General features: G+C 35.0%; 14 protein-coding genes and 1 pseudogene. 11 read left to right on the plus strand and 4 right to left on the minus strand.

What is annotated here, in order from left to right:
• The first annotated feature begins 12 nt into the window (after positions 1-12).
• From BZK16_RS13135 to BZK16_RS13160, 6 genes are all read left to right on the plus strand, one after another.
• On the plus strand, positions 13-792 hold the full coding sequence (locus BZK16_RS13135) for a succinate dehydrogenase iron-sulfur subunit (RefSeq protein WP_077926767.1): 780 nt from the start codon (positions 13-15) through the stop codon (positions 790-792).
• 162 nt (positions 793-954) lie between these two features.
• Positions 955-1,488 carry a DUF1287 domain-containing protein gene (locus BZK16_RS13140; protein ID WP_233145307.1) on the plus strand — a complete coding sequence of 178 codons (534 nt, stop codon included), beginning with the start codon at positions 955-957 and terminating at the stop codon, positions 1,486-1,488.
• Complete coding sequence (locus BZK16_RS13145; RefSeq protein ID WP_077929346.1) at positions 1,452-2,426, plus strand: hypothetical protein; 975 nt, start codon at positions 1,452-1,454, stop codon at positions 2,424-2,426. Before BZK16_RS13140 ends, BZK16_RS13145 begins: the two co-directional genes overlap by 37 nt.
• 11 nt (positions 2,427-2,437) lie before the next feature.
• Positions 2,438-3,283 carry a hypothetical protein gene (locus tag BZK16_RS13150; RefSeq protein WP_077929347.1) on the plus strand — a complete coding sequence of 282 codons (846 nt, stop codon included), beginning with the start codon at positions 2,438-2,440 and terminating at the stop codon, positions 3,281-3,283.
• A gap of 14 nt (positions 3,284-3,297) precedes the next feature.
• Positions 3,298-4,419 carry a hypothetical protein gene (locus BZK16_RS13155; protein ID WP_077929348.1) on the plus strand — a complete coding sequence of 374 codons (1,122 nt, stop codon included), beginning with the start codon at positions 3,298-3,300 and terminating at the stop codon, positions 4,417-4,419.
• A gap of 17 nt (positions 4,420-4,436) precedes the next feature.
• Entirely contained in the window at positions 4,437-5,219 is a 783-nt protein-coding gene (locus BZK16_RS13160) for a hypothetical protein (RefSeq protein ID WP_077929349.1), read from the plus strand.
• A 118-nt stretch (positions 5,220-5,337) separates the two neighbouring features.
• On the opposite strand, the gene BZK16_RS13165 is transcribed toward BZK16_RS13160, so the two are convergent.
• Complete coding sequence (locus tag BZK16_RS13165) at positions 5,338-5,853, minus strand: Slp family lipoprotein (protein ID WP_077929350.1); 516 nt, start codon at positions 5,851-5,853, stop codon at positions 5,338-5,340.
• Positions 5,854-6,033: 180 nt separating this feature from the next.
• Here BZK16_RS13165 and BZK16_RS13170 point away from each other — a divergent pair, with 180 nt between their 5' ends.
• Positions 6,034-6,885, plus strand: coding sequence for a PhzF family phenazine biosynthesis protein (locus BZK16_RS13170; RefSeq protein WP_077929351.1), 852 nt, complete (start codon positions 6,034-6,036; stop codon positions 6,883-6,885).
• A gap of 19 nt (positions 6,886-6,904) precedes the next feature.
• A complete protein-coding gene (locus tag BZK16_RS13175; protein ID WP_077929352.1) occupies positions 6,905-7,441 on the plus strand; it encodes a hypothetical protein in 537 nt (178 codons plus the stop codon).
• Here BZK16_RS13175 and BZK16_RS13180 read toward each other — a convergent pair.
• Positions 7,434-7,853 (minus strand): MORN repeat-containing protein, encoded by a 420-nt coding sequence (locus tag BZK16_RS13180; protein WP_077929353.1) that lies wholly within the window; start codon positions 7,851-7,853, stop codon positions 7,434-7,436. The genes BZK16_RS13175 and BZK16_RS13180 overlap by 8 nt on opposite strands.
• Positions 7,853-8,578, minus strand: coding sequence for a rhodoquinone biosynthesis methyltransferase RquA (gene rquA, locus BZK16_RS13185; RefSeq protein WP_233145306.1), 726 nt, complete (start codon positions 8,576-8,578; stop codon positions 7,853-7,855). The genes BZK16_RS13180 and rquA overlap by 1 nt, the downstream gene beginning before the upstream one ends.
• 96 nt (positions 8,579-8,674) lie before the next feature.
• On the opposite strand from rquA, the gene BZK16_RS13190 reads away from it, so the two are divergent.
• Positions 8,675-9,766 carry a hypothetical protein gene (locus tag BZK16_RS13190; protein WP_077929354.1) on the plus strand — a complete coding sequence of 364 codons (1,092 nt, stop codon included), beginning with the start codon at positions 8,675-8,677 and terminating at the stop codon, positions 9,764-9,766.
• Here the strand turns inward: BZK16_RS13190 and recG are convergent.
• Positions 9,753-11,789, minus strand: coding sequence for an ATP-dependent DNA helicase RecG (recG, locus tag BZK16_RS13195; protein ID WP_077929355.1), 2,037 nt, complete (start codon positions 11,787-11,789; stop codon positions 9,753-9,755). The two genes, BZK16_RS13190 and recG, sit on opposite strands and share 14 nt — an antisense overlap.
• Before the next feature lie 88 nt (positions 11,790-11,877).
• Between recG and ispB the strand changes: the two genes are divergently transcribed.
• Together ispB and BZK16_RS13205 are read left to right on the plus strand one after the other, a co-directional pair.
• Positions 11,878-12,858, plus strand: coding sequence for an octaprenyl diphosphate synthase (gene ispB, locus BZK16_RS13200; RefSeq protein ID WP_077929356.1), 981 nt, complete (start codon positions 11,878-11,880; stop codon positions 12,856-12,858).
• 54 nt (positions 12,859-12,912) lie between these two features.
• Positions 12,913-13,757: pseudogene (locus BZK16_RS13205) on the plus strand (bifunctional [glutamate--ammonia ligase]-adenylyl-L-tyrosine phosphorylase/[glutamate--ammonia-ligase] adenylyltransferase); the annotation flags it as partial.

Raw genomic sequence — 13,757 nt, forward strand, 5'->3', positions numbered from 1 at the left:
AGGATATTGGTTATGGCTGAGTTTAAATTGCCTGCGAATTCTATTGTCAAAGAAAACGGACAATATTTTAAAGCAGAAGGCGCTAATAAGCGTGTATTTAAAATCTATCGTTGGAATCCTGATACAGGTGAAAATCCACGTTTTGATCGTTACGAAGTGAACATGGACGAATGTGGTCCAATGGTTTTGGATGCATTGTTGAAGATCAAAAATGAAATTGATCCAACTTTGACATTACGCCGTTCATGCCGTGAAGGTGTTTGTGGTTCATGCGCAATGAACATTGATGGTACGAATACTTTGGCTTGTACAAAAGCAATCGAATCTATTGATGGCAACGAAGTACGCATTGCACCATTACCCCACATGCCAGTTATTAAGGACTTAGTTCCTGACTTAACACACTTCTATGCACAGCATGCTTCTGTTCAACCTTGGTTGCAATCAGATACGCCAAACCCACCACGTGAACGTTTACAATCTATTGAAGAGCGCCGCAAGTTGGATGGTTCTTATGAATGTATTTTGTGTGCAAGCTGCTCTACATCTTGCCCAAGCTACTGGTGGAACTCTGATAAATACTTAGGTCCTGCTGTTTTACTACAAGCATACCGTTTCATCATGGATTCACGTGATGAATATCAAGGTGAGCGTTTAGCTGAATTGGAAGACCCATTCAAACTATATCGTTGCCATACGATCATGAACTGTACTAAAACTTGTCCTAAAGGTTTGAACCCTGCTAAAGCAATCGCAGAGATCAAAAAATTAATGGTAGCAAGACACAACTAAGATTCATTTCTTAGATCAATCAAAAAAGGAAGCTCACACAGTGCTTCCTTTTTTATTTCATGATGATTATTTATCCAGTTGAACTATAATAGGGCAATCATAATTATCATAATGCCAAATATCATGATCAAACAAATATCGCTCGCTGTTTTACTCACCTCAATGTCTTTAAGCTTTGCTAATGATGTTTCTGATGCTGCCAAATCTATCGTCAATCGCTTAGTGATCTACGATGGTCGCTATGAGAAAATTGATTATCCTAATGGTGATGTTTCACCCAATCGAGGTGTTTGTACTGATGTTGTGATTCGTGCTTATCGCAAGCTAGATATTGATCTCCAAAAGCTTGTGCATGAAGATATGAAGCAGAATTTCAGCCAATATCCAAGCCAAAGAATGTGGGGATTAAAATCTACAGATCGTAATATTGATCATCGCCGTGTGCCCAATTTAGAGAAATTCTTTGAGCGCAATGGTAAATCTCTATCCTTATCTAAAAATGCGGAAGATTATAAAGCTGGTGATATTGTTTCATGGCGCTTAGATAATGGCTTGCCACATATCGGCATTGTGATTGATCAAAAATCTAAAGATGGCAAACGCCCTTTAGTGGTTCACAATATTGGCTTTGGACAAGTCCCTGAAGATGTTCTATTTAATTGGAAAATGATTGGGCATTATCGTTATCAACCATAAAATCAAGCACAATATCAATAAAAATAATAACTATATTAATTCTTTGTTTAACCGCATCATTATCCTTGGCTCACTCTACACTATCTTATAAAGAAAGAGGGGATGCATTTGCTTATGATTATTCAGAGATATGCACTGATAATGTAAATTGTGATTTAACATTAATTAATCGCATTCCTCAAAATATTAATCTTTGGCTAGATACTATTGGTTATCCAAAAATTTTCTCATCAGCTCCACCTGAAACTTTTCTGCCCCACTTTCCCTATAGAGCGACTACTGCAAATTATTTCGGCTTTGCATCAGAAACAGATCAAAATATTCACTTTTATTATCATCCTTTGGCGAAATTCTCTTCTCCATCTGATGCCAATGCTTATTTTAATATCCATATTCTGAATAATATGCCTAATAATCAATTAGGTTATTTACGTTGGATAACCTATGATTTTCAAATATCCAATGATCAACATAGAACATCTACCGAAGTCTACCAAAAAAGTTATTTTTTATCATTTGGAACTTTTATCATTCAAAAATTCAAGGATATTGAAACAAACCTCATTTATATATTTACAAAGGAAGACCTTAACAAGGTAGAATTATCCTATAAATCTCAATTATGGCCTAAAAAATATAATCTGATACCTCAAAAATTTGAAAAAATGCCATATCCTTATTACATTAATAAAAATGATTTGTACCTTTTTAACATGAGAGAAACTTATTTTCCTTCAGAAGTACTGATAACAATAAAAAATAAAGATAAAAATATTTATTCCCTCTCGAATAAAACAAAATATATCCAAAATTCATACTTTTGTTTATCCACACCCAAAGAATATTCTATTTCTAATAATTGGTTAGCAGAAAACCATTGTCGAGAATTTAAATTAGCACCATCAATCTCTATAGAAATTAACATCGACGAGATCTAGAGGTTATTGATATGAAAATAATAACTATATTAAGCCTTTGTTTAACTGCATCATTATCATTTGTTCACTCTGAAACATTAGATAAAACAAATGATAATATTTTTACTTATGATTATTCACAAGTATGCGCTGATACTAAAAACTGTATTTTTCCAGCAACATTTGATGCCCTGTATAAAAAAACCTATAGCTTTTTTGATATCTATGACTTTACTGAATGCACTAATTCAGAATTTATTACTGATGTTCATGACATTCCTCCTTGCCCCATCCAATATAAAGATTTGAGTATAAAAAAGTATGGTTTTTCATCAAAAACTGATGCCAATGCTTATTTAAATATTTTAGATCCGATTCCATCACCTCAAATATCTTCTTTAGGAAACTCACGTAGTATTATTTTTGATTTCAATATCTCGATTAATCAAGATGCATCAATTATAGAAATACAGCAAAATCAATATATGCTTGGATTTGGAGCAAAAAAAGTAAAACGATTAGGGCAACTCACCAATCCTAAGCTATTGAATATTATACAAGAACCTAATAACCAATCTATCTTTAGACGAAGATTTACTTTGGTATATGAGCATGCGAATAAAGAAATATGCCCACAAGTATTTAAATTAAATTTCATTTATTTAATTCCAATACAACCCCCTTCAAAAATATATGCACAAACTAATCAAGATGGTAGTTACAGCATCATGAATCAAAATGAGAATGAAAAGCAAGCCTTTATCTGCCCTAAGATTCCGGATGAAATTCGCTCTATTGCAGATTTAGAGAAAAAATATGGATGCCAACGAATACAACTAGCACCATCAAGCTCTATAGAAATAAAACCACAAGAATAACTAGGAATATTGATATGAAAAAGATATTAGCAATCATTATTAATTTGGCAATATCATTATCATTTGCTCACTCTGAAACTCAAGATAAAGTAAAAGATGATGTTTTTACTTATAATGACTCAGGATTATGTGAAGATATTCCAAATTGCTATCCTTCAATGAAAAACCTTCCTGAGATTGATGACAATTCACAATTTCCACCAATGCCACTACGTGTTGGAAAATCAGCATCAGCATGTGGAGCATCTTTTGGGAGTAATTTTAGCTTTATTATTGCTGGAGCAGATGGCGGCAGAAAAATTATAAATTCTAATAAAAAAATAGATGAATATGAAGCCATATACAATAAGTACAGTGCATTAGGTTTTCCATCAGAAGCAAATGCCAATACTTTTTTTAATATCCATATTTTAAATAATACTTCTAGCAGTCGACTTGGTTATTTACGTTGGATAAACTATGATTTTAATCTGATCATTGATCGAGATGCATCTGCTGTTGAACTACATAAAAATAGTTATTTGATGAATTTTGGCACAACCATAACAAAACAATTAGCACATCAAAAAGACTCTAAAATATTACATATAGCATCAATGCAAGACCTAAAAAACCCCACAACTAATCCAACAGCAGTACAACCATATATCATCATTCCTCAATTATTTAAGGTATTTAATAATTCAATAGTAGGTTTAAGTGATAGTTCTATGTCTATAGTAAGTAGTTCTCCTAGGCATACATCCAACGATAGATTAGAATCCTTCTATCCTACAACTTGCGTGTATAAAACTAAAGAACCTATCAGTATCATCCAACAACCTAAGAATCAAATAATTTCCACCAAAATAATGAACTTTGTGCATGAACAAATTAATGACTGGTACTGCCCTGAAGCATTTGCAAAAACGTATCCATTATATTTAATTCCAATACAAACTCCATCAAAAATATATGCACAAACTAATCAAACTGGCAGTTACAGTATCGTGAATCAAAATGAGAATGAAGAGCAAGCCTTTATCTGCCCTAAGATTCCTGACGAAATTCGTTCTATTGCAGATTTAGAGAAAAAGCATGGATGTCAACAAGTGCATCTAGTACCATCAAGCTCTATAGAAATAAAACCACAATAATAGCTAGGAATATTGATATGAAAAAGGTATTAGCAATTATTATTTATTTAACTGCATCATTATCATTTGTTCATTCTGAAATATTAGATAAAATAAATGATGATGCTTTTACTTATGATTATTCAGGATTGTGTTCTAATACACAACACTGTCAATTGATAAAGTACTATGACATATGTAGTGCTGTTTTGGTGAGTAGTTGTGGCAATCCTCACGATTTTCTAGGTGGTTACATGTGTCCCGTCTATCGCAGGGAACCCCCCATATATACTCCACCCAAATATCTAGAGTTTCCATCAGAAGCAAATGCCAATGCTTTTTTTAATATCCATATTTTGAATAATTCACCTAACAGCCAGCTAGGTTATTTACGGTGGATAACTTATAAATTTAGCGATTCTATTAAAAGCTATATAATAAATTTTGGTGCAACGATAACAGAACACCTAGTACCACCATTATTCCCACTTTATAAAACGCTCAACGATATAACTGACAATACCTTCACTTATAAATATTTATGGCTATGTAATGATGCTATGAACTGCCAATTTATTAAACTCTCAGACATATGCGATACATCTCCAAAACCCCCAGCACCTCTACGATTCTCTTATGGCCATTATTATCCAGAGACAACTAACCACGACTGCACATCATTTCTAAGCATTCCAACATTATTACAAGGTTTTTCATCAGAAGCTGATGCCAGTATTAACATTCAGCTTTTTGATTCACCTACTGCTCTAAAAGATAAAGATAAACAAAATCACTCAACTAAAATTAAACATGATTTTTAAAGCTCTATCTATTTAACTAAACTAAAAGAAGAATAGGATGAACCAATTTATAAGCATTAAAAAAGCCTTTTTGATTCAAAAGGCTCTGAAATAATTAATTTATAATACACATCCGAATCTATTTAACAGCTTCTATTGTTTGGCGTGGATAGAGATAACGGCCAGGGCTAAATTCCCACCAATCATCATCGTATTTATTTGGGAATTGGCTTGTCCAAGCGCGGTAATCACTAGCTTTTACTTTTAGGATTGTTATGTCATTGCCTGCGATATTTTCTTTGCTCAAGCTTTCAACATTGCCCAAAACCACAACACGATCACCAATCACAGTACCATCAAAGTCAAAGCGTACTTCTGGTGTAAAGGTTACGATAATACGTTCATTCGGCACATTAGTACCTTGCACAGGATACCCTGAACTATTGATAGTGCGCTTGATGATCTCCATCTGCTTTTTATTTGCATCAATAATCGCAATTTCACCACCAACGTAAACGCGTTGCCCGACAGCTTCTTTCGCTGGCATATTTGCAATTTCATCAAATCTTGTTGCACCTTCAGCTTGATGCACTAAAAAATTTGTCATACAGCCCTGCAACGCAAAAATTGTTGCCAATAGCATTATCTTTTTCATCTTTTTTCCATTATTTGAGTGATTAATATTTTTAGCTAAAACACAGGACTAAGAATATCAAAAGCAGACGTTAAATACACAATATACAGCACTCAATTGAATTATGATTGCCACATCAAATATCTTCCCAAATTATCCTACAATTAAGTTATATTACGAATTAAAATTATTGGAACATTTATGCAATCTCTTACTTATTATTGGATCAACGTTTTCACCTCAGAACAAGACAAAGGCAACCCATTGCCTGTGTTTGTTTTAAAGAAAGCATTGTCAAAAACTGCGATGCAACAGATCGCAACGATGATGAATCAATCTGAAACTGTATTCATCGAAAACTTGAATCGTGATTTACCTAAATTACACATTTACACGCCAATGCAAGAATTGCCATTTGCAGGTCATCCTATCATTGGTGCATTGCAAATCATCAAAATGCTTAAAAACTCTAGCGGTACTAAGCAAGTTGAAACTTTAGCTGGCATTGTTGATATTAAGATTGATCAAAATAAACAAATCTATTGGATTAAAGCGCCTGTTGCACCGAAAGAGCGCGCAAGCACTTTAGATATTCCATTAACGAGCCAAATGCTAAACATTCCTGAATCAAAAATTTTAAGTCAACCAAAATGGCTAAATACAGGCAGTGAACAATTATTGGTGGAAGTGAAAGATCAAGAAACTGTAGATTCCATAAAAATTAATTTAGATTTATTCGAACAACATGCGACATTGTATGCAGGTAGAACAATGATCTATATTTGGACAAGAGATAACCAAGATGTTTATGTGCGTTATATGTACTTCAAAAATGGTGCATTGGGTGAAGATAGCGGCACAGGCTCAGCATGCTCTAACTTAGGTGGTTTACAGGTTTTAGAAGGTAATAATGATTTTGAATGGACAATTCGCCAAGGCTGTTTATTGGGCCGTGAGAATGTCTTATTCCTAAAAGTCACAGCCAACCAAGAAATTTGGATTGGCGGACAAAACCGATTTATGGGCAAAGGAGAATTGCTCTGGGCTGATTGATTATCAATAAGGAAAGATAATGGAAGGAATAGCAGTTTTAATTCAACTATTAGGTTTAATTATTCCTGATGCACCTAATATTAAAGAAGAAAAAACTTACAGAAAAGTTCGCCGTTATTCATGTATTAGCTACGCGTGGTACTGCTTTTATCGCTTTTTTCTTATTTTTTTGGGCATCTTTCTTTCCTTAATCATTCTCATTATATTCCCCAATTATTGGGGGATCACAGGCACCTTATTAGGTTTCTATTTTATTGGATATGCTAGCATTAACTTTTTCACCATTGTACAAGCTCGCAAAAAGCCGTTTAAAGGCATTTTTACTGATCGTGAATATAAAAACTTAACAAAAAAAGAATGTAATTATCGCTTAACATTACAATTAATCGCTACTTTTGGTTGTTTTACGTTCTTTTTAGCAGGATTCACAACATTTGAATCGAATGGATTAATTTGGTTTTGGGGTATTTTATTTGCTTGGCCACCATTCTTGTCTTTATATGATATGTACCAAAAATATCAAGAATGGCGACTAGCTCAATCTACAGTTAAATAATTGGCATCGTGCGGCCATCCGTAAAATGCATTGTGCCTTTATGAACTTTGTTATTTCTCATCATGCCAATAAAATATGATCCATCACTTAATGTAAGTTTACCTCGGCCATGAAATTCACCATTTACATGTTCACCATCATAAATCGCGCCATCACTTGTTACTGTTTGACCAAATCCATTCGGCTTACCATTTTTAACAGCACCGTTATATACTGCGTCTTTCGATTTCACAGTGCCAAAACCAGTGGCTTTTGAATCTTTAATCTCACCTGAATAAACAGTACCATCTGCTAACGTGATCGAACCATAACCATTGTCAGGTGCAATTTGTGCAACTGGCTTTGCATCACCATAAGTTGAACAACCCGTCACAATACTTAAAACGCCCACTAATAATAAAATCTTTTTCATCATTTCTTCCGAGTTGCAATAACACATTGATAAACACTACCGAAAACTGTCTCTTTTTGCCAATCAAATTCATCTTTTCGACTCGCATAACTTTGAATCTCATTTCTCCATAATGCATTAGAAAAGGGTTCTAAATAATAGTTCACTAACTGCAAAATTGTACGAAACGGCTGCCAATATTTCTTAGGATTATGATAATCCACAAAAATTACTTTGCCATCTTCAGCAACATTATCCAACATACGATCCACAATTTTATGTTTCATATCTTCAGGTACTTCATGAAGTAACATGAAACTACAAACCACATCAAAAGGCTGATCCGCCTGATACAAAGCAGCATCAGAAGCAATCACTTTAGCTTGGCTTAAACCATCTAATTTTCTATGGGCTTGCTCTAGTTGCACGGGTGTACAATCCGTTAAATGAAACGTGCCATCCTCCCCTACTTTATTCGCAACATCCACAACCAACGAGCCATAAACATGAGCAACCTGCCAAACGCGCATACCAGGCTCAATTAAATCCAAATAGCGATTCATCAATCGCCCTGCATTTAAAAACAACAAACTCCAAACAGTTGCATCATGATCCAAAAATCGAACATATTTAGGATTCACATAAGCCCAATCATAAACTTCTTTTAAATAATCAGGGACATTTTCCTCTACACACGAGACATCTTCTGAATGCTCAGCCATCTCATTTTTATATTGTTCTATCATTATTTTTCCTAAATTAACTGTTACATTAATTTTTACCTAGGATGATTATAACCAATATTGTTAATACTTATAAAATATATGAGTTTTGATTTGTACATGAATAAACTACGCTCTCTAGTTAGCTCAATGTTACAATTAACAAGATATATACAAACCATAAATTTCAATGATATGAATACAAAACAAAATTTCTATGCCACCACTCTATCTTGGTTATTTGTATTAGCATTTATAGTTATTCCTTTGCTATATCGAATATTATCTAATTTTATAATGAATCAAACTCTAGACAATTTTGATCTGTATTTCATTCTACCGCTCACAATATTATCAATATTACTTACCCTCAAAGGTTTTAAAGATTGGCGTAAAAGCAATATTTCCATTTCTAGCCAAGAAATTATTTTATACTCTGGCATCAGAAAAAAATTGATCATTCCTTGGAAGAACATCCAATCTCTTCAATACACGATTATTCCTAATCAAATGAGAATACTACTTGGCTATCGCTCTGAGCATATCATTATCACGTACTACGACCATCATGTCACCTTACAAACAAAGCAAATTCCTCTAGCAAATTTTTTCAAGTACTCTCAAAAGTCTGCTTTTGAAATGATTGAAAGCCAATATTTTAAAAATACTCAACGCATCAAGGAACCTAAAACACCTAAATTGAATGAAGTAGTCAAATATAATGCTCTCAATATTTTTTCATCTCATGTCATACTTATCCTGTGTATTGTACTATTCCTTGGCATCACTATCATTACAGAGAATCTATATACAATGCTTGCTCTGATAGCAATGATTCCATACTTTCTATATTCTAATTATAAAAAACATAGAAAAATTGCATTAATCATGACTCAAGATGGTATTCAAGACCAATGGTTATATCAACGAAATACTTTTATCGCTTGGGCAGATATTCAAGCTATATCTATGAACGATTATAATAATGCTTATTTCATGGATACAACGCCATTGGGTCGAGTCATTACGATTACATTGAAAGATCAAAATATTTATAGCCAAAAGTGCAACGTTTATCAAAGGCTATTATTGAAGTTTGGACAAGAAAATAAACAAACGCCTTTTCTTATCACTGAAAACTTACAAGATTATTCTCTTGATGAAATTCTTATCGCTCTTCAACAAAACTTATCACGATTTACACATGAATAAACTGCGTGCGATGATTTAACCAGCGCTTGATCAATCCATTCACCACTTCATCATTATTCAATAGCTTTGGCACCATTTTCTGTGCTTTCTCAATAATGTCTTTATGCTGGAAGATATTCGCCACTTTAAATATTACTTCGCCTGTTTGTTTCGTGCCGATGATTTCACCTGTACCACGCAATTCTAGATCTTTTTCCGCAATCACAAAGCCATCTTCCGTTTGTTGTAAGATTCGTAAGCGCTCTTGCGCCACTTGCGATAAAGGTGGCTCATACATCAATAAGCAGAATGATGCTTTACTACCGCGCCCAACTCGTCCACGCAATTGATGCAATTGGAATAAACCTAAACGCTCTGCATTTTCGATGATCATAATAGAAGCATTTGGCACATCCACACCAACTTCAATCACAGTCGTTGCCACCAATACATCCAACTCATGATTTTTAAAAGATTGCATGATGGATTCTTTATCTTTAGGTTTCATCTTTCCATGCAATAAACCAATGCGTAAATCAGGCAAAGATTCCTCGAGTAATCGATGGCTTTCTTCTGCAGCTTGCGCTGTTAATGTTTCATTGGATTCAATCAAAGTACAAACCCAATAAGCTTGTACGCCTTCAGCACATTGCAAAGCCAAGCGTGAGATTAATTGATCACGCTTTTGGTGATTCACTAATGTGGTTGTAATAGGAATTCGGTTTGCAGGCTTTTCATCAATGATGGAATGTTTGAGATCAGCATAAGCAATCATTGCTAAAGTTCGTGGAATCGGCGTTGCTGTCATCATCAAAAAATGTGGCTGCTGTAATTGATTCTTCTCTTGCAGTGCTAAGCGCTGTTCTACACCAAAGCGATGCTGTTCATCCACAATCACTAATGCTAAAGATGCATATTCAACACTTTCTTGGAAAGTTGCATGCGTGCCAACGATCACTTGTACTTCGCCTTTTTTAATGGCTTCACCACGAATACGTTTCTCTTTCGCGGTTAATCCACCTGATAAAAATGTCACAGAAATGCCAAGCGGAGTTAATAATTTGCTGATGGTTATATAATGTTGCTCTGCCAATAATTCTGTGGGCGCAATCATAATCGCTTGCTGATTCATCATCGCAACATGCAATAAAGCAACCGTTGCCACAATTGTTTTTCCTGAACCAACATCACCTTGCACCAATCGCATCATCGGTTTATCTAACATCAAATCTTCTTTGATTTCTGCAATCACGCGATTTTGTGCATTCGTTAATTGATATGGCAATGCTGATAACAATGTTTTTTCAGCACTGAAAGATAACTCAATCGGAATGCTTTGCTTATGAGATTCTTGTTCTCTTGCTCTATTCAATGCCAATTGATAAGCGAGAATTTCTTCCAAAGCTAAAGCCTTTTGCCAAGGATGTAATCCTTCAGATAATAAGAATAAATCCGCATCTGGCGGTGGATTATGCAAATAATGGAGCGCTTCTGATAGCGAATATTTTTGACTCACAAAGCTTGGAAAAGAATCTGGTGTAATCAATTTCATTGCAGAAGCCACAATTGTACGAATCTGCTTCTGTGTTAAACCTGCAGTTAATGGATAAATTGGCGTTAATCGCTCTTCCACAGGGATATTTTCATGCAAAGCCTTAAACTCAGGATGCACCATTTCTAAATAAGGATAGCCTTTTTTCACTTCACCAAAAGCACGAATCAATCCATCATCATCAAAAGTTTTCAACATGCCATGATTGAAATTGAAAAATTTCAGCATCATTAAGCCTGTGCCATCTTTAATCCACACAGTTAAATATTTGCGTTTGCCCTGTGATAACTCTTTTTTCACAACACGCGCTTCCACAATTGCAGTATCGCCAATTCGAAGCGCTTCGATCGGCATTAAACGTGTGCGATCCTGATAACGATAAGGCAAATGAAAGATTAAATCTTGGATCGTATGAATGTGTAATTTTTCCAAAGTCTTAGCCATTTTTGGCCCAACACCCGGAAGTTGTGTGATGGATTGCTCAAGAATCACAAATTATCTCTTCTGTTATGAATACTTTTTGGTGAACTACCCTTATAATACATGAATTCATTGTAAAAAGAGAAACTGAGGCGACTGGATGTCAATCAAAAATGTTCAAGCGTTAATTGCAGAAGATTTTAATAAAGTTAACGAATCAATCATGGCAGCACTATCTTCTGATGTTGCATTAATTAACGAATTGGGTGCTTACATCATTTTGTCGGGCGGGAAACGTTTACGTCCTATGATGACAGTTTTATGTGCAAAGGCAGCACACTATACTGGTGACAAACATATTTCAGCGGCAGCTTTAATTGAATTCATTCACACTGCAACATTATTGCATGATGATGTTGTGGATCACTCAGATATGCGCCGTGGTAAAGAAACTGCCAATGCCATTTGGGGCAACGAAGCAAGCGTTTTAGTGGGTGACTTCTTATATACGCGCGCTTTCCAAATGATGGTGGATTTAGATTCAATGCAAGTGATGCGCGTATTGGCACAAGCAACCAACCGCATTGCAGAAGGTGAAGTTCTACAGTTATTAAACATCAAAGAACCTGATATTACAGAAGAAAACTACTTCAATGTGATCTATTCTAAAACTGCTAAATTATTTGAAGCAGCAGCAGAAGTTGCAGGCATCATGGCTTATGAAACATCTGGCCAACCTGAATATCAGATCGAAGCTTTCCGTGAATATGGAAAATTTGTTGGCACAGCATTCCAATTGATTGATGATATTTTGGATTACACCGCAAGTGCTGAAGAAATGGGCAAAAATACAGGTGATGATTTAGCTGAAGGCAAACCAACATTACCATTAATTCGTGCCATTCAAATGGGTACACCAGAAGAAGCTGAATTGGTTCGTACAGCATTATTGAATGCAGATGTAAGCCAATTGGATGAAATCTTAAAAATCATTGAGCGCACAGAATCTTTAACTTACACATATCAAAAAGCATGTGAACAAGTGGAAATGGCGATCAAAGCAATTAAACCAATTGCTGATTCACCATATAAAGAAGCATTAGTGGAACTTGCAAAATACTCGATTGCACGTAAGTTTTAATATTTGTTATCCAAACCCTTCTTTGAAGGGTTTTCTTTTCTGTAGGAAATGATCATGTTGAATTATTGGTTACAATTTGAAGAGCGCCATCCAGATCTTTATCAATCACTCAAAGCACATCATCATTTTCTTGCACTCAATCTATTCATTGAAGCTTCACCTTGGGCTGGGCGTTTAATTCTCAATCGCCCCGCTTTGTATCTCAATCATTTTTTGGATGGCATTTGGGATTTACCTTTGGATCTATCCATTTATCCCATTCAAACAGAAAATGAAGATAAAGCTTCCATTTGCCTTCGCCAAGTACGCAATCAATTGCTCCTCAAAATGGGTTATCGTGATATCAATCACTGCGATGATATTATGATCATCAATCGTAATTTAACAATGATCGCAGATTTTTTCTGTGAGCAAGCATTGAATATCGCTTATGAAATCACAAGTCGAAATAATGAAGTGCCAGTGGATGAATCAGGCAAAGCAATTCAGCCTTACATCATTGGCATGGGAAAAATGGGCGGTTATGAGCTGAACTTTTCATCCGACATTGATCTCATTTTTGGTTATGCAGGCGATGATGCGCATTTCTTCCATAAAGTCGCACGTCGATTCATCCATCTATTACATAACAGCACAGAAGATGGTTTTGTTTATCGTGTAGATTTACGCTTGCGCCCGTTTGGTAGTAGTGGTCCAATTGCCTTGTCAACACAAGCGATGGTAAATTATTATTTCCAATATGGCAGAGATTGGGAGCGCTATGCACTCATTAAAGCTCGAGTTGTAGCTGGTAATTTTGAAGAAGGCAATGCATTTTTAACAGAAATCGAACCATTCATTTATCGTAAATCCATTGATTATGAATTGGTGGATGCACTGAAAAACATTAAAGAGATGAT

This window comes from Wohlfahrtiimonas populi, from assembly GCF_002006795.1.
Taxonomy (GTDB): Bacteria; Pseudomonadota; Gammaproteobacteria; order Cardiobacteriales; family Wohlfahrtiimonadaceae; genus Wohlfahrtiimonas; species Wohlfahrtiimonas populi.